The sequence below is a fragment of the Paracoccus sediminilitoris genome (assembly GCF_003259195.1).
Lineage (GTDB): Bacteria > Pseudomonadota > Alphaproteobacteria > Rhodobacterales > Rhodobacteraceae > Paracoccus > Paracoccus sediminilitoris.
Genome location: NZ_QJPK01000011.1, coordinates 55,110 through 72,052 on the forward strand (window position 1 = coordinate 55,110; position 16,943 = coordinate 72,052).

General features: G+C 66.0%; 16 protein-coding genes. 7 read left to right on the forward strand and 9 right to left on the reverse strand.

The window, feature by feature from the left end:
* Positions 1 to 26: 26 nt before the first annotated feature.
* Entirely contained in the window at positions 27 to 686 is a 660-nt protein-coding gene (locus DKT70_RS10920) for a GntR family transcriptional regulator (RefSeq protein ID WP_111559228.1), read from the reverse strand.
* A 213-nt stretch (positions 687 to 899) separates the two neighbouring features.
* On the opposite strand from DKT70_RS10920, the gene DKT70_RS10925 reads away from it, so the two are divergent.
* From DKT70_RS10925 to DKT70_RS10950, 6 genes are all read left to right on the forward strand, one after another.
* Positions 900 to 2,126, forward strand: a complete 1,227-nt coding sequence (locus DKT70_RS10925; protein WP_111559165.1) for an NRAMP family divalent metal transporter — start codon at positions 900 to 902, stop codon at positions 2,124 to 2,126.
* 11 nt (positions 2,127 to 2,137) lie between these two features.
* On the forward strand, positions 2,138 to 2,905 hold the full coding sequence (locus DKT70_RS10930; protein WP_111559166.1) for a LamB/YcsF family protein: 768 nt from the start codon (positions 2,138 to 2,140) through the stop codon (positions 2,903 to 2,905).
* Complete coding sequence (locus tag DKT70_RS10935; protein ID WP_111559167.1) at positions 2,902 to 3,672, forward strand: putative hydro-lyase; 771 nt, start codon at positions 2,902 to 2,904, stop codon at positions 3,670 to 3,672. Before DKT70_RS10930 ends, DKT70_RS10935 begins: the two co-directional genes overlap by 4 nt.
* On the forward strand, positions 3,669 to 5,237 hold the full coding sequence (locus tag DKT70_RS10940; protein WP_111559168.1) for a 5-oxoprolinase subunit B/C family protein: 1,569 nt from the start codon (positions 3,669 to 3,671) through the stop codon (positions 5,235 to 5,237). The genes DKT70_RS10935 and DKT70_RS10940 overlap by 4 nt, the downstream gene beginning before the upstream one ends.
* Positions 5,234 to 7,003, forward strand: coding sequence for an acetyl/propionyl/methylcrotonyl-CoA carboxylase subunit alpha (locus DKT70_RS10945; protein WP_233490534.1), 1,770 nt, complete (start codon positions 5,234 to 5,236; stop codon positions 7,001 to 7,003). Before DKT70_RS10940 ends, DKT70_RS10945 begins: the two co-directional genes overlap by 4 nt.
* 162 nt (positions 7,004 to 7,165) lie before the next feature.
* Positions 7,166 to 7,411 carry a hypothetical protein gene (locus DKT70_RS10950; protein WP_146612619.1) on the forward strand — a complete coding sequence of 82 codons (246 nt, stop codon included), beginning with the start codon at positions 7,166 to 7,168 and terminating at the stop codon, positions 7,409 to 7,411.
* Here DKT70_RS10950 and DKT70_RS10955 read toward each other — a convergent pair.
* The 7 genes from DKT70_RS10955 to DKT70_RS10985 form a co-directional block, all read right to left on the reverse strand.
* Positions 7,396 to 8,865: a mannitol dehydrogenase family protein gene (locus DKT70_RS10955; RefSeq protein WP_111559170.1), complete on the reverse strand. Its 1,470-nt coding sequence runs from the start codon at positions 8,863 to 8,865 to the stop codon at positions 7,396 to 7,398. The genes DKT70_RS10950 and DKT70_RS10955 overlap by 16 nt on opposite strands.
* A gap of 84 nt (positions 8,866 to 8,949) precedes the next feature.
* Positions 8,950 to 9,954 carry an ABC transporter ATP-binding protein gene (locus DKT70_RS10960; RefSeq protein WP_111559171.1) on the reverse strand — a complete coding sequence of 335 codons (1,005 nt, stop codon included), beginning with the start codon at positions 9,952 to 9,954 and terminating at the stop codon, positions 8,950 to 8,952.
* 10 nt (positions 9,955 to 9,964) lie between these two features.
* Entirely contained in the window at positions 9,965 to 10,789 is an 825-nt protein-coding gene (locus tag DKT70_RS10965; RefSeq protein WP_111559172.1) for a carbohydrate ABC transporter permease, read from the reverse strand.
* A 10-nt stretch (positions 10,790 to 10,799) separates the two neighbouring features.
* Positions 10,800 to 11,669: a carbohydrate ABC transporter permease gene (locus DKT70_RS10970; protein ID WP_111559173.1), complete on the reverse strand. Its 870-nt coding sequence runs from the start codon at positions 11,667 to 11,669 to the stop codon at positions 10,800 to 10,802.
* A 63-nt stretch (positions 11,670 to 11,732) separates the two neighbouring features.
* On the reverse strand, positions 11,733 to 13,058 hold the full coding sequence (locus tag DKT70_RS10975) for an ABC transporter substrate-binding protein (protein WP_111559174.1): 1,326 nt from the start codon (positions 13,056 to 13,058) through the stop codon (positions 11,733 to 11,735).
* Between the two features lie 144 nt (positions 13,059 to 13,202).
* A complete protein-coding gene (locus DKT70_RS10980) occupies positions 13,203 to 14,159 on the reverse strand; it encodes a sugar-binding transcriptional regulator (RefSeq protein WP_111559175.1) in 957 nt (318 codons plus the stop codon).
* Positions 14,156 to 14,824, reverse strand: a complete 669-nt coding sequence (locus DKT70_RS10985) for an HAD family hydrolase (RefSeq protein WP_111559176.1) — start codon at positions 14,822 to 14,824, stop codon at positions 14,156 to 14,158. Before DKT70_RS10985 ends, DKT70_RS10980 begins: the two co-directional genes overlap by 4 nt.
* A 260-nt stretch (positions 14,825 to 15,084) precedes the next feature.
* On the opposite strand from DKT70_RS10985, the gene DKT70_RS10990 reads away from it, so the two are divergent.
* On the forward strand, positions 15,085 to 16,098 hold the full coding sequence (locus tag DKT70_RS10990; protein WP_111559177.1) for a nucleotidyltransferase family protein: 1,014 nt from the start codon (positions 15,085 to 15,087) through the stop codon (positions 16,096 to 16,098).
* Here the strand turns inward: DKT70_RS10990 and DKT70_RS10995 are convergent.
* A complete protein-coding gene (locus DKT70_RS10995) occupies positions 16,095 to 16,856 on the reverse strand; it encodes a DeoR/GlpR family DNA-binding transcription regulator (protein ID WP_111559178.1) in 762 nt (253 codons plus the stop codon). The two genes, DKT70_RS10990 and DKT70_RS10995, sit on opposite strands and share 4 nt — an antisense overlap.
* Positions 16,857 to 16,943 lie beyond the last annotated feature (87 nt).

Sequence of the window (16,943 nt, forward strand, 5' to 3'; positions counted from 1 at the left end):
AGCCCCCTGAAAGGGCTGCGGGCGTTCTATTGTCCGTCGATGCGCGCAAAAGCGGCCATGACCACCCGTTCCGACTGGTCCAAATAGGTCGCCAGCCGTTCGCTGGCAGCCTGGGGCTGGCCCTGTTGCAGCAGATCGACGATCTGCCGGTTGGCCTCGATGAAGGGGGCGTGCAGCAATTCGGGCGTGTCCATCAACCCGAAGGCCAGGCGCAGTTCGGCGGTGATCTGGGCAAAGAACCCCGCCAGCCGGGGGCTGTCGGTCAGATCCACGATTGCCGCGTGAAAGGCCATGTTCGCGCTGCCGACGCCCAGCCAGTCGTCGCGGTCGCGGCATTGCAGCGCCTCCGCCACGGCCTGCGCCATCCGGCCTACCGCGGCATGGCGGGGCCAGGCCTGGGCCAGTGCCGGGATCTCGATCAGGCGGCGGATGCGATAGATGTCCAGGATCGTCCCCATCGACGGCACCGCCACCGACATGCCGCGATTGGGCAGATGGGTCAGCAGCCCTTCGCGGGTCAGCAGGCGAAAGACCTCGCGCAGAGTGTTGCGCGACACCTCCAGCTCGGCTGCCAGCCGGGCCTCCGACAGGCGCTCGCCGGGGTGCAACTTACCCGATACCAGTCTGGCGCGCAGTCGGCTGGCTGTTTCCTCGGCCAATCCCGGAGTGGTTGTCTGGCTTGTCATGGTCTGTCCCTGTTTGCGCCCCAGATTGATCGAATCGCCGCCCAATGAACAAGAGCCGAGGACGGAATGCCTGATTTATCGGCAATGATGCGGCGAAAGAGGACTTATTGTTCAACAAAGCACTGCATATCGTCATAAAAAAGTTGACCGATCATGGGTGCGGCGGGCAGCCTGTGAGCAATCAAGACATCAGATCCAGGGAGGATCCCGCCCATGCACGTTTCCGAACGGCCCGACACTGCAGCCCTGCGCGGAGGCCTGATCGCCGCGATCTTCCTGATGGCGACATCGGCCATCGGGCCGGGTTTCATCACCCAGACCGCCACCTTCACGGCCCGCATGGGATCGGCCTTCGCCTTTGCGATCCTGGTGTCGGTGATCATCGATTTCGTGGTCCAGCTGAACATCTGGCGCATCACCGCGCTGACCGGGCGGCGGGCCTCGCAGACGGCGAACATGGCGATCCCCGGGGCGGGCTTCCTGCTTGCGGTGCTGGTCATCATCGGCGGTCTGGCCTTCAACGTCGGCAACATCGCGGGCGCGGGCCTTGGCCTGAACGCGATGCTGGGGCTGGACCCCAAGATCGGCGGCGCCCTGTCGGCGGTGCTGGCCATCGCCATCTTCCTGTCGCACCGCGCGGGCCTGCTGCTGGACCGGATGATCGTGGGGCTGGGGCTGGTGATGATCGTGTTGACGATCTTTGTCGCGCTGGTGTCGAACCCGCCCGTCGGCGAGGCGCTGCGTCAGGCGGTCTTCCCGGACTTCATCGATTTCGCCACCATCACCACCATCGTCGGCGGCACGGTCGGCGGCTATATCACCTATTCCGGCGCGCATCGCCTGCTGGACAAAGGCCTGACCGGGCCCGAGAACCTGTCCGCCGTGACCCGCGCCGCCCTGACCGGCATCGCGGTGACGGGCGTCATGCGCTTCATCCTGTTCCTGGCCATCCTGGGCGTGGTCGCATCCGGCGTGACGCTGGACCTGTCGGGCCAGGCGGCCAATCCGGCTGCACAGGCCTTTTCGGTCGCGGCGGGCGAATGGGGCATGCGCGTCTTTGGCATCGTCTTGTGGGCGGCGGCGCTGACCTCGGTCATCGGGGCGGCCTATACCTCGGTCAGCTTTCTCGACGTCTTCGGCGTTCGGTCCGAACGCGCGCGCAGCTTGGCCACCGTCGCCTTCATCGCCTTTTCGCTGGCAGTCTATGTCGCGATGGGGACGGCACCGGCGGCGATCCTGGTCTTCGTCGGTGGCTTCAACGGGTTGATCCTGCCCATCGGTCTGACGATCTTTACCTATATCGGCTTCGCACGCAGCGACCTGATGGGCGGGCACCGTTACAACCGCATCCTGCTGTGGGCCAGCGCCATCACCTGCGCGTTGACTTGGTACATGGGGGCGGTTTCGGTCAGCAGCATCTTTGCCTTCCTGGGCCAATAAGGGGGAACACCATGACGACGATCGACCTGAACAGCGACCTTGGCGAAGGCTATGGCGCCTGGCAGATGGGCGATGACGCCGCGATGCTGGACATCGTCAGTTCGGCCAACGTGGCCTGCGGGTTTCACGCGGGCGATCCGCGAGGGCTGATGGCGACGCTGGAACAGGCCGCCGCGCGCGGTGTGGCGGTGGGGGCGCATGTCTCCTATCCCGACCGCGTGGGGTTCGGTCGTCGCAACATGGATGTGGCCCCCGTCGAGCTGTGCGCCGATGTGATCTATCAGATCGGCGCGCTGCAGGGCTTGGCGCGGGCGGCGGGCACGCGCGTCACCTATGTCAAGCCGCATGGTGCGCTCTATAACACCATCGCGCAGGATGCGGGGCAGGGGGACGCGGTCATCGCGGCGATCCGCGCCATCGACCCGGATCTGGTGCTGATGGGCTTGGCCGGCGCGCCGATCCTGGACCGCGCCCGCGCCGCCGGTCTGCGCGTCGTGGCCGAGGCTTTTGCCGACCGCGCCTATACGCCCGAAGGGGCGCTGGTCTCGCGCCGCCAGCCCGGCGCCGTGCTGCATGATCCCGAAACCGTCGCCGCGCGCATGGTTCAGCTGGCGACCACCGGGGTCATCCAGGCCGTGGACGGGTCGGACCTGCATCTGCAGGCCGACAGCATCTGCGTGCATGGCGACAGCCGGGGCGCGGTGCAGATGGCGGCGCAGATCCGTCAGGCGCTGTTGGCGCAGGGCGTGACCATCGCAGCCTTCGCAGGTGCCGCATGACCCCGGCCGAGGCACGGGCCATCTGCCGCAACGGCCCCCCGCGCCCGACCGCCGGAATGGCGCGCGGGTTCACCCAATGCAACATGATATCTCTGCCGCGGGATTGGGCCTGGGATTTTCTGCTGTTCGCGCAGCGCAACCCCAAGCCCTGCCCGGTTCTGGATGTCACCGACCCCGGCAGCCATGTGACCGCACTGGCCCCCGATGCCGATCTGCGCCGGGACATTCCGCTCTATCGCATCTGGCGCGACGGCGTGCTGGCGCAGGAAACGCCCGATGCGACCGATGCGTGGGCCGAACACCCCGATCTGGTCAGCTTCCTGATCGGCTGTTCCTTCACCTTCGAGGCAGGTCTGCTGGCGGCGGGCATTCCCGTCGCCCATGTCGAACAGGGCTGCAACGTGCCGATGTATCTGACCGACCGCGAATGCCGCCCCGCGGGTCGGCTGTCGGGGCGGATGGTGGTGTCCATGCGACCCATCCCGGCCGATCGCGTGTCCGAGGCCGTGATGATCTCGGGGCGGATGCCTGCGGTGCATGGGGCACCGGTGCATGTAGGCGACCCAGCCACACTGGGCATCACCGATCTGTCGCGGCCCGATTTCGGCGATCCGGTGGCGATCGAACCGGGACAGGTGCCGGTCTTCTGGGCCTGCGGGGTGACGCCGCAGGCGGCGGTCATGGCATCGCGTCCGCCCTTTGCCATCACCCATGCACCGGGGCACATGTTCATCACCGACACGCCCGACACGCGGTGGCAGACATGACCGCGCGTTTCCTGCCCGTCGGCCCCCGCTGCCTGCTGGTCGAGCTGGCCGATCTGGATGCGACCCTGGCCCTGTTCGACGCGCTGCGGGCCGATCCCGTTCCCGGCGTGGCCGAGATCGTCCCCGCAGCCCGCACGCTGATGATCACCACGGGTCCCGGGGTGGCAGCTGATGCGACGTTGGCAGGGGCCATCGCCCATCGCCAGCCCGCCCCCGGCACGGTCCCTGCGCCGCGCAGCACCGAGACGGTGGAAATCCCCGTCACCTATGACGGCGAGGATCTGCGTGACGTGGCCGACCATATGGGCCTGACCACCGATCAGGTCATCGCCGCCCACCAGGAGGTGCTGTGGCAGGTGGCCTTTTGCGGCTTTGCACCCGGTTTTGCCTATATGACCTGCGACGATGCCCGCTTTGACCTGCCGCGCCGTTCCGCGCCGCGCACCCGCATCCCGGCAGGGTCGGTCGCGCTGGCGGGCCGGTTCTGCGGCGTTTATCCGCAGGAAACGCCCGGTGGCTGGCAGTTGATCGGCCGGACCGAGCTGCCGATGTTCGACCTGACCCGCGACCCTTCGGCCTTGCTGCGTCCCGGTGTGCGGGCGCGCTTTGTCGAAGGGGCTGCCAAAGTTCATGTCGTGCCAACACCCGCGCCCGCGACAACCCAGACCGGCTTGGCCGTGGTCCAGACCGCCTTTCCGATTCTGGTGCAGGATGCAGGGCGGATGGGGCAGGCGGGGCAGGGGGTCTCGGCCTCGGGGGCGTTGGATCTGGGGGCGCTGCGGCGCGCGAACCGCGCGGTGGGCAATCCTGCAAACGACCCGGCGCTGGAAATCACCCTTGGTCCTGTCCGCCTGCGCGCCGATTGCGCCATGACTTTGGCCTTGGCCGGCGCGGGGCAGGCGTTGGTGATCCATCCGCAGGGCCGCACGACCGTTGCGCCGGGCGCAGCCTTTGCGCTGGATGCGGGCGATGAGGTCCAGATCGATCCGCCCGCGCGCGGCATGCGCAGCTATCTGGCGCTGCGCGGTGGGTTCGATGTGACGCCGGTTCTGGGGTCCGCCGCGACGGACACGCTGGCCCATGTCGGCCCGCCCGCGCTGACATCCGGCGACGCCATCGCGCCTGCCGGACGTCCCGCCGGCGCGGTGGCGGATCCGCAACCCGCCCCCATCCTGCCCGCCGGCGATCAGGTCGTCGAACTGCCCGTGACGCTTGGACCGCGCACGGATTGGTTCAGCGCCGAGATGGTCGCACGGTTCCTGGATCAGGACTGGCAGGTGACGGCCCAATCCTCGCGCGTGGGGATACGGCTGTCGGGTGATGCGCTGAGCCGCGATGCCAACGAACTGCCGTCCGAGGGCACGGCCACCGGTGCCATCCAGATCCCGCATTCCGGTCAGCCGGTGCTGTTTCTGGCCGATCACCCGCTGACCGGCGGCTATCCCGTCATCGCCACGGTCCAGCCGCAGGCGCTGGATCTGGCCGGTCAGATCCCGCCCGGCGCGCGCATCCGCTTCGTCACCGACGCTCCCTTCGCCCCCATCACCCCGGAAGGCCAACCATGACCCTGTTCCATGACAGCGCCGATCTGCGCCCCATCGACCGCCTGCTGATCGCCAATCGCGGCGAAATCGCTCTGCGCGTGATCCGCGCCTGCCGCGATATGGGGATCGAAACCATCGCCGTCTATGCCGATCCCGACCGGGATGCACCCTTCGTGCGCATGGCCGACCACGCCTATGCGCTGGACGGGTTCCGACCAGGCGACACCTATCTGGATCAAGGCAAGATCCTGAAGATCGCGGCACGCGCGGGCGCCGACGCGATCCATCCGGGCTATGGCTTCCTGTCGGAAAACGCTGATTTCGCCCGCGCCGTGCAGGATGCGGGCCTGATCTGGGTCGGGCCCGATCCAGATGTCATCGACGCACTTGGCGACAAGATCCGTGCGCGCGAGATCGCGCAGGCGGTCGGGGCGCCTCTGGTTGCGGGCAGTCCGGGTCCGGTGGACAGCGGCGCGGATGCGCTGGCCTTTGCGCGCGAATACGGGCTGCCCATCGCCATCAAGGCGGCCTTCGGCGGCGGCGGTCGCGGCATGAAGGTCGCGTGGGATCTGGACGAGGTCGAAGAGCTGTTCGACAGCGCGGTGCGCGAGGCCGTGACGGCCTTTGGTCGCGGCGAATGCTTCATCGAGCAGTTCCTGGACCGCCCCCGCCATATCGAGGCGCAGGTCTTGGGCGACCGCCACGGCACGGTCAAGGTCCTGGGCACCCGCGATTGTTCGCTGCAACGGCGCAACCAGAAGCTGGTCGAGGAAGCGCCCACCCCTTTCCTGACCGACGAACAGCGCGGCCGCATCCATGATTCCGCCCGAGCAATCTGCGCCTATGCGGGTTACAGCGGTGCCGGTACCGTCGAATTCCTGCTGTCGGCCAATGGCACGATCTCGTTTCTTGAGGTGAACACCCGATTGCAGGTCGAACATCCGGTGACCGAGGAAACGACCGGCATCGACCTGGTCGCCGCGATGATCCGCGTGGCGCAGGGTGCCGCGATTGCCGATGACAGCGTGCCCACCCCCCGCGGCCATGCGATCGAGTTCCGCATCAATGCCGAGGATCCGGGCCGCGGCTTTCTGCCGACCCCCGGCCCCATCGACCTGTGGCAGCCGCCGGGTGGTCCCGGCATCCGCTTGGACAGCGGTGTCGAACAGGGCGGGCAGGTCGCCGGCAGCTTTGACAGCATGATGGCCAAGCTGATCGTGACGGGGGCGGATCGCCGGCAGGCCTTGGCCCGTGCGGTGCGCGCGCTGGACGAATTCCGGATCGGGGGCGTGGCCTCGGTCCTGCCCTTCCATCGCGCGGTCGTCATGGCGCCCGAGTTTCGGGCCGAGGATGGCGATTTCGGCGTTCACTGTCGCTGGATCGAAACCGATTTCGCCGAACGGCTGGCGGCCGCCGTCGCGCCTGCCGACCGTGTGACACCCGCCCCCGAAACCCCCATGCTGCGGCTGTCCATCGAGATCGACGGCAAGCGCCATAACCTGTCCCTGCCGCAGGGCATCCTGTCCGCCGCCCCACCGTCGGGCGGGCCTGAAAAGGCTGAAACCGCGCCCGAACCGGGCGCCGTCACCGCCCCCGTAGCCGGCATCCTGTCCCTGTGGCAGGCCGAGGACGGGGCCCAGATCACCGAAGGCCAGGTCATCGCGGTGATCGAGGCGATGAAGATGGAAACGCGAATTGAAGCCCCCCGCGCGGGCCGACTGACGCACAAGGCCAGGCAGGGCGAGACCTTGGCCCATGGCGCGCCGATCGCGGTGATCGAGGCCTGACGACCCTAGTCCTGCCCATGAAACCGGGCAGGACCCTTGGTCGGGGGTGCAGGACGTGCAGATTTATGCGCGCGATCCCGCCCAAGCGATACCGACTTGTGGCTTCATGCGCTTTGTATTGCTAGCTTTAACTTTTAAGCGTTGCGATTTTACGAGGCCATGATGACCCAGACCGTCGACATGATAGGCCACGATTCCCCATCCTTGGTGGGTCGGGCGGATTTCACCCTGGAGATGATCCGAAATCTGCTTGTCGTGGCCGAAGCGACCGGAGAGGGGCGGCCGATCACGGTCGAATTCCGCAGTTTCGGCATCTGGGCCCTGACCCCCGAAGGACACAGGCTGTTTGTCGGCCATGTCGAACGCACGCATCCCGACACGGCCGAACCGCCTCAGCCCGCCACATAGGCCGCAAGCGTCGGCGCGACCCCCTTTTCGTGCAGCCCGCGAAGCTGCGCGGCAAAGGCCTGTTGCAGGGACGCGTCGTCCGAAAGATTTCCGAAGATCGCGGCATTGGCCAGGAAGGCGGCCGGATCATTCCGGGCGGCCAGCGCATTGGCCTTCAGCTGTTCATGCTGGGCGTCGTTCGGTGCGATTGGCGCGCCGTCCTGCGTCGTGCCCTCGCAGTAACGGCACCACAGGGCCAGTTCCAGGGCCAGCCCGTCGATGGAGGCATCCGCCGCCAACCTGTCGCGCAGTGTCGGCAGGATGAATTTGGGCTGGCGGTTCGACCCGTCCAGGCAAAGCCGCGGAATGGTGTCGCCGATGCGCGGGTTCGAGAAACGCTGCAGGATCAGCTGCAGGTAATCGTCATAGCTGACGCCGGGAATGGGATGCAGGGTGGGGATCACCTCGCGCGTTTCAAGAGCGGTCAGCCAGTCGACGATGCGCGCGTCGGCCATGGCGTCATGCACAAAATGATGCCCCAGCAGCGCCCCGGCATAAGCAATGGCCGCGTGGCCGCCATTCAGGATGCGCAGCTTCATCAGCTCATGGCGGCTGACGTCCTGGACAAATTCGGCGCCCACCTGTTCCAGCGCAGGACGGCCTTGCGGGAAATTGTCCTCCAGCACCCATTGGCGGAACGGCTCGCAGACGACGGGGGCGGCATCGGTGATGCCGAAGCGGTCGCGCACCAGGTCGCGTTCCCGGTCCGAGGTCGCGGGCGTGATGCAATCGACCATCGAATTGGGAAAGGCGATGTTGGCGGCGATCCAGTCGGCCAGATCGGGGTCGGACAAAGCCGCAAGCCCGCGCAGGGTGCGCGCGCAGACATGGCCGTTCTCTGGCAGGTTGTCGCAGGACAGCACGGTGAAGGGCGCGTGACCGGCATCGCGGCGGGCGCGGATCGCGGCCAGCATCATCCCGAAGACGCTGCGCGGGGTATCGGGATGGGCCGCGTCATGGACCATGTCGGCATGGGACGCATCGAAACCGTCGGTCTTGGCATCGACATAATAGCCGCCCTCGGTAATCGTCAGCGACACGATCCTGATGGCCGGATCGGACATGGCCGAAATGACCGCCTTGGGGTCGATCGGCAGAAAGTCGATCATCGACCCCAACACCCGGGCGGACAGCCCCTCCGGATCAAGTTCGACTAGGGTGCTCAGCCAATCCTGGGCAGCCAGGCGGTCGCGCATGTCGGCATCGCCGGGACGGACGCCAGCGCCCACCAGGGCCCAGTCATGGTCGCAACCGGTCGCGAAAAGCCGGTCAAGATACCATGCCATGTGGGCGCGGTGGAAATTGCCCACCCCGACATGCAGGATGCCCGCCCGCAGCGCGCTGCGGTCATAGTCCGGGCGGCCCACATCCGCGGGCAGATCGGAAAGGGTGGATTGGCTCAGGGCAGTGGTCATGGTCGGACCTTTCGTCAAGGCGACCCATGCCGCGATACGTGATGCATGCGCGGGGGTCGGCAGATCATGGGGCGGGCTGGGGCATCAGGCGATGCGGTCGCCCTTGTCGTCAAAGCGGTGCATTTCGGCGGTGTCGGGCGTCAGCCAGACCGTGTCGCCGTGATGCAGGTCGATATTGCCGCCCGAACGGACGGTGATCGTCTCGGCCAGGCCGGTATCCTCGACATAGAGGAAGGTGTCGCTGCCCAGATGTTCGCTGACGCCGATGCGGCCCTTCCACTTGCCCTCGGTCGCCGAGACCGAGATGTGTTCGGGACGAATACCGATGGTGGTGGCGCCGAATTCGGCAGCGGCGGGGCCGCCGATCAGGTTCATCTTGGGGCTGCCGATGAAGCCCGCAACGAACAGGTTCTTGGGCGCGCGATAAAGATCCATCGGGCTGCCCACCTGTTCGATCCGCCCCGCATGCAGCACGACGATCTTGTCGGCCATGGTCATCGCCTCGACCTGGTCATGGGTCACATAGACCATGGTCGTGCGCAGGCGGTTGTGCAGTTCGCTGATCTCAAGGCGCATGCCGACGCGCAGGGCGGCATCCAGATTGGACAGCGGCTCGTCGAACAGGAACGCTGCCGGTTCGCGCACGATGGCGCGGCCGATGGCCACGCGCTGGCGCTGGCCGCCCGACAGCTGGCCCGGCTTGCGGTCCAGATAGTCGGTCAGGTTCAGCGCCTTGGCGGCGGCGCCGATGCGGCGGGTCTGCTCATCCTCGGGGATGCCGGCCATGCGCATCGGGAAGGCGATGTTCTTCCTGACCGACATGTGCGGATAAAGCGCATAGGACTGGAACACCATCGCCAAGCCGCGCTTGGCGGGGGGCGTGTCGGTGGCGTCCTTGCCGTCGATCAGGATGCGCCCGCCGGATGTATCCTCCAGCCCCGCGATCAGGCGCAGCAGGGTCGACTTGCCGCAGCCCGACGGGCCCACGAAGACCACGAATTCGCCGTCATTGATGTCCAGATCCAGTGGCGGGATGACTTCGACGTCGCCGAACCGCTTGGTCACGTTCTCCAAGGTGATGCGTCCCATGGTCGTCCCCTTATTTCACCGCGCCGAAGGTCAGGCCGCGGACAAGTTGTTTCTGGCTGAACCAGCCCATGATCAGGATCGGCGCGATGGCCATGACGGATGCCGCCGACAGTTTCGCCCAGAACAGCCCCTGCGGGCTGGAGAAGCTGGCGATGAAGGCCGAGAGCGGTGCCGCGTTGGTGGTGGTCAGCTGGATCGTCCAGAACGCCTCGTTCCAGGCCAGGATGACGTTCAGCAGCATGGTCGACGCGATGCCCGGCACCGCCATGGGCGTCAGCACGTACAGGATCTCGTCCTTGAGCGTGGCGCCGTCCATGCGCGCGGCCTCCAGGATCTCTCCGGGGATCTCGCGGAAATAGGTGTACAGCATCCAGACCACAATCGGCAGGTTGATCAGCATCAGCATGACCGTCAGGCCGATCCGCGTGTCCATCAGACCGGTGCGCAGAAAGATCAGATAGATCGGCACCAGCACCGCGACGGCGGGCATCATCTTGGTCGACAGCATCCACATCAGGATGTTCTTGGTGTTCTTGGTGGGCGAAAAGGCCATCGCCCAGGCCGCCGGGATTGCCACGATCAGGGCCAGGATGGTCGAGCCGACCGCCAGAATCACCGAGTTGGTGAACGGCTTCCAATAGTTGTTCTGGCTCTGCACCGCCTCGAAGCTGGACAGGGTGAAGGACGGGATCAGGTCGAAGCCCGAGATCGCCTCCTGTTCCGTCTTGAGGCTGGTGATGATCGCGTAGAGGATCGGGAAGAAGATCAGCAGGGCCACGATCCAGGCCGCGGCGGTATAGCCGATCCTGGTGCGGGTCGAGACTGCACGTGCCATGAGATGCTCCTCAGTCCAGGTTCTTGCCGACGGCGCGCATCAGGAAGACGGCGACGATATTGGCCAGGATGACGGCGATGATGCCCCCGGCAGCGGCGCCGCCGATGTCGAAGTTCAGTCGGGCCGCGCGATAGATCAGATAGGTCAGGTTCGTGCTGGCATTGCCGGGGCCGCCATTGGTGGTCACCAGGATCTCGGCATAGATGCCCAGAAGGAAGATGGTCTGGATCAGGATCACCACCGTGATCGCGCGCGCCATATGCGGCAGCGTCAGGTGGATGAACCGGCTGAACGCGCCGGCGCCGTCCATCTCGGCGGCCTCCATCTGTTCGCCGTCCAGCGATTGCAGCGCCGTCAGCAGGATCAGCGTGGCAAAGGGCAGCCATTGCCATGCCACGATGATGATGATCGAGGTCAGCGGAAACTGCGCGAACCAGTCCACCGGCTGCGCCCCGAAGAACCGGGCGATATCGGCAAAGACGCCATAGGACGGATGCATGATCATGTTCTTCCAGATCAGCGCCGCCACCGGCGGCATGACGAAGAACGGAGAGATGATCAGGATCCGCACGATCCCCTGCCCGAAGATCGGCTTGTCGATCAGCAGCGCGATGGCGATGCCGCCGACAACGGTGATCGCCAGCACGCCCAGCACCAGAACCAGCGTATTCCAGATCGCGTCGAAGAAGGCGGGATCGGAATAGAAATACTGATAGTTGAACCAGCCGGCCCAACTGGTCCCGGTCGGGTTCAGCAAGTTGTAGTTCAGGAATGAATAATACAGCGTCATCCCCAACGGGACGATCATCCAGATCAGCAGCAGGATGATGGCGGGTGCGCGCATCAGGCGCGCAAGACTCGCGGTCTGGCGGGTGGCCATGGCTTGCGTCCTTCGGGGGATGGGTGGTGCGCCGCCCCGTCGATGGGGGCGGCGCGGATCGTCTTACTTGGGATAGCCGGCGCGGGTCATCTCACGCGCGGTCGTGGACTGTGCCGCGGCCAGCGCGTCCTCGGCCGACATCTGGCCTGCCAGCGCCGCCGAGAAGGTCTGCCCGACCGCCGTGCCGATGCCCTGGAATTCCGGGATCGCGACGAACTGGCCGCCGGTATACGGAATGTCCTGAACCGACGATTTCTGCGTGTCGGCGGCGTTGATCGATTCCAGCGTCATCGCGGCGAAGGGTGCGGCTTCCTGGTATTCGGTGTTCTCATAGAGCGAGGTCCGCGTGCCCGGAGGTGCGGCGCGCCAGCCTTCGGCCTCGGCCACCATGTTGGTGTATTCCTTGCTGGTCGCCCAAGCCACGAAGGTCTTGGCCGCGTCCTGCTTCTGGCTGGATGCCGGGATGGCTAGGTTCCACGCCCACAGCCAGTTGCCATGGTTGTCAACGCCTTCCTTGTTGGGGAACTGGGCAAAGCCCACGCTGTCGGCGACGGTCGAATCCTCGGGGTCGGTCACGAAGCTGGCGGCGACGGTCGCGTCGATCCACATGCCGCATTTGCCCTGCTGGAACAGCGACAGGTTTTCGTTGAAGCCGTTCGACGACGCACCCGGAGGTCCGTATTCGTTCATCAGCGTCAGATAGTCGGTCAGCGTCGCCTGCCATTCGGGGCTGTCGAACTGGGGCGCCCATTCGGTGTCGAACCAGCGCGCGCCATAGCTGTTGGCCATGGCGGTCAGGAAGGCCATGTTCTCGCCCCAGCCCGGCTTGCCGCGCAGGCAGATGCCATAGACCTCGTTGTCCTTGTCCGTCATCGCCTTGGCGGCGGCGGTGATGTCGGTCCAGGTCGGATTGTCGGGGATGGTCACGCCGGCGGCTTCGGCCAGATCGGTGCGGTACATCACCATTGCCGATTCCGCATAGAAGGGCGCGGCATAGAGCGTGTCGTCGACCGACAGCGCCTGACGGACGGCCGGGACCAGATCGTCGACGTCATAGCCTTCGGGAAGGTCGTTCAGCGGCGTCAGCCATTCCTGATTGGCCCAGATCGGAACCTCGTAGGTGCCGATGGTCAGCACGTCGTACTGGCCGCCATTGGTGGCGATGTCGGTGGTGACGCGCTCGCGCAGGATGTTTTCTTCCAGCGTGACCCATTCCAGCTCGATGTCCGGGTTCGCTTCGGTGAAATCCGAGGTCAGCGACTGCATACGGATCATGTCACCGTTGTTGACGGTCGCGATGGTCAGGGTCGTCTTGTCCTGTGCAATGGCGGCACCGCCAATGGCACATAGGGCCGTAGCGCCCAGAAGGGCGCGCAATGTGGTGTTCATGAAGTCCTCCCTTGCCGGATGGGCATTTGCCCGACCGATGGGCATATCTTCGGCGGCAAAGGGGATTCTGTCAATGACCCATGTAAAATCCGCTGGAAAAATCCCGCAAGTCCTTGGCAGCGCGAAAAACTAATCGGGTGGATATCAGGCCAGAAGACGCTCGGCGGTCGCTTCGGAGGTGATCAGGCCGCTGATCAGTCGGCCCTTCAGCGCGGCTCTGATCGCGGGCAACTTGGACTGCCCCGAAGCCAGCGCCACGACCGGTTTGTCGGGATCCGAGGGCAGAGGGGCAGAGGCGACCCGGCGGTTGAAGGCGCAGTCCATGATCCGGCCCTCGCCGTCATAGACCCAACTGGTGATTTCGCCTGCAGCCCCGTCCGCGATCAGCGCGCGGATCTCGGCATCCGACAGGAAGCCGTCCACATGCAGCGGGGCGGTCATGTCCATCTGCCCGATCCCCACCAGCGAGATATCCGCCTGGCTGCACAGGTTGATGGTGTTGCGGGCGCCCAGCTGCTGCTGCATGGCGCGCAGTTCCTCGGGGCTGGGGGCCAGAACCGGCAGCGGATAGGGGAAATGCGGCGCACCCACGCGTTCCGCCAGGCGGATGGTGGCGTTATAAGGGGTCGCCGATCCGTCCTCCATCATGTTGCCAAGGCGGGACACGATGACATGCTGGGGGCAGGACATCCGCGGCAGTTGTTCGACCACCGCCCGCAGGGTCCGTCCGGTGCCCAGGCTGATGATCCGACGTTCGGGCGATTTCAGCACGCGCTCCAGCTCGGCGGCGGCGGCGATGGCGATGCCGGCCAGCAGGTCCGGCGCGTCGGGGTCCGAGGGCGCGACCTCACAGATGACCAGCCCGAAACGCGCGCGCAGCGCCGCCGCCAGGTCCATGCAGCGCCCGATCGGGTGATCCAGCCGCACCTTGACCAGGCGTTCGCTGATGGCCATCGCCACCAGCCGTTGCGCGGTCTGGCGGCTGACGCCCAGCTTGCGTGCGATCTCGTCCTGCGTGTTGCCGGCGACGTAATAGAGCCAGCCCGCCCGGGCGGCGTCGTCGAGGCGCGACGATTCGGGGCTGAAATGTCCGTTTGTCATCTGCGCCCCCCCGCCGGGGGCAGATCGGCGATGCGGTCGGGCAGCTGAGACCAGTCGTCAAAGCTTTCGACGCCCTGATGGGCGGGTTGGTCGCGCAGATGCGCGCCGCCGGTGTAATGCAGCACGCGGATATCGGCCGCTTGAGCGGCCTGGATTCCGGGGGCGCTGTCTTCGATGACGATCGCCCGGTCGGGGGCGCAGCCCATCTGATCGGCCGCGAACAGGAACAGGTCGGGGGCGGGCTTTCCGCGTGCGACTTGGCTGGCGGTAAAGACATGCGCGCCGAAGCGATCGGTCAGCCCCAGAACCTTCAGCGTATGGGCCACGCGCGGCGGGCTGGACGATGTGGCCACGCAAATGCGCCGGTCGCCTAGGGATGACAGCATTGCATTGAAACCCGGGGTCGGCTTCAGGTCGGTGTCGAAGCGCTGCAGCAGGCGGGCGCGATAGGTCGCCTCGAAATCGGGCGGCAGGGTCAGGTCGAAGCGGCTGCGAATGGTTGCCGCGACGGTGGGAAAGCTGCGCCCCAGGAAATCGCGGCGCACGTCCTGCATGGTGATCGGCACCCCCAGCTGCGCCAGCTGGTCGATCAGCACGCTTGCGGACAAAAGCTCGCTGTCTGCGATCACGCCGTCGCAGTCGAAGATGATCAGATCGATCTGCATTCGGCCTTCCCTTCCGGTTTTCTGCCGCAGACATAGTCGCAAAGCGCTGGTCAGGAAATAGGGGAACTGCCATGTCCCGTTCGCGCCATCACGCGCGCCCCCAGCACAGCACTGGCCTCGCCCGCCCGATCTGGGTCAGCCGAATGCCTGCCAGGGCCCGACGCGCGCATCTGTTCGCCAAATCCAGCCCGAGCCCATGTTCAACAATCTTGTCGTTCGTTGAACATGGGTGTATTCAACAATCGAAAGGTTTGTTGAACATGTCGGCTGCACCCCATTCCGCCCTGGCCCATGCGGCCTATCACGATCTGCTGCGGTCGCTGCGCGACGAAGGTCTGCGCGACCTGCGCGGGACGCCAAGCCTGGTGACGCGCAACGGGCGCGGATACTGGTATGACAGCTTTCGCGTGGGGGTCGACGTCCGCAAGCGCTATATCGGCGAGGACAGCCCCGATCTGGCCGCCCGCATGGAACGCGCCCGCGCCGATCGCGCACCGGCCGATCAGCGCCGCCGCGACCGGTCGCGTCTTGTGCGCCTGTTGCGGGCCGAGGGGTTTCTGGGTCTTGATCCCACCACCGGCAGCCTGATGGCGGCGCTTGCGGGGGCGGGGGTGTTCCGGCTTGGCGGCACCGTCGTCGGCACCCATGCCTTCCGCCTTTATGAGGGAGAGCTGAACCTGCGTCTTGGGTTGGATCAGGTGGCGCAGACCGATGATCTGGACATCGCCAGCTTTGAACGCCTATCGCTGGCGCTCGAGGATGCCGCCGCCCCTCCGGTCCAGCAGGTGCTGGCCGATTTCGACTTCGACCCCGCGCCCAGCATCGAGCCCGGTCGCGCATGGCGCTGGCGTCAGACTGCCGGCAATGCGCTGGTCGAGTTCCTGACCCCGGCCTTCGACCAAGAGGGTCTGCGCGACCTGCCCGCGCTTGGCGTGCAGGCGCAGGCGCTGCGGCACCTGAACTATCTCATCGCCGAACCCATCCACGCCGCCATCCCCTATCGCAGCGGCGTTCTGGTGCAGATCCCCCGCCCCGAGCGTTTCGCCATCCACAAGCTGATCGTGGCCGACCGCCGCCGCGATCAGGACCGCCTGAAATCGGCCAAGGATCGCGCGCAGGCGGCCTTGCTGATCGAAACCCTGGCCCGCGACCGCCCCGACGACCTTGCCGAGGCGCATGAGGATGCCCTGTCGCGCGGCCCCCGATGGCGGGACCAGATCGCCGCCAGCCTGGCGCGCATGCCCGACACGGCCGCAGTCCTGGCTACGCTCTAATCCGTGACGACGATGCGGGTCTGCCAATCCTGGCAGGCCTGGGTCAGATCGCGGGGCAGGGCCTTGTCGGTGAACAGGCAGTTGACCTGCGACAGGCTGGCGATCCGGGCGGGCGCGCTGCGGGTCAGCTTGGAATGGTCGGCCACCAGGAAGGTACGGCGCGACTGGCGCAGGATGGTCTGGCTGACGCCGACCTCCTGGATGTCGAAATCCAGCATATCGCCATCGCGGTCCAATGCCGAACAGCCGATCACCGCCAGGTCGAACTTGAACTGCTGGATGGTCTGCGCGGCCAGCGATCCGACCAGCCCGCCATCGGACCGCCGCAGGCTGCCACCCGTGACGATGACGTCACAATCGGGGTTGGCGGCCAGAATATTGGCGACGTTGATGTTGTTCGTGACCACCAGCATGTTGCGATGGCCCAGCAATTCACGGGCCACGGCTTCGGTGCTGGTGCCGATGTTCAAAAACAGCGAGATGTTTTCAGGCACCTCGGCGGCGCAGGCGCGGGCGATGCGGGTCTTGGCATCCTGATGCAGCGCGCGGCGATCCTCATAGCCGATATTGGCCACCCCCGAGGACAGGATCGCACCGCCATGCACGCGTTCCAGGCGTCCGGTATCGGCCAGTTCCGACAGGTCGCGTCGGATGGTCTGCAGCGTGACGCCGAAATGATCGGCCAAACCCTCGACCGTGACCTTGCCGTCGCGGCGCGCAATTTCGAGGATCTGGGGCTGGCGAAAACTCTGCGACATCCTGCGTCCTTTTTTCAAAGATGTGCCATGCGCGCATCGATCAGACAAGATGTTCGTTTTCTTGCGCTTTGTGCAATATGGCAAGGG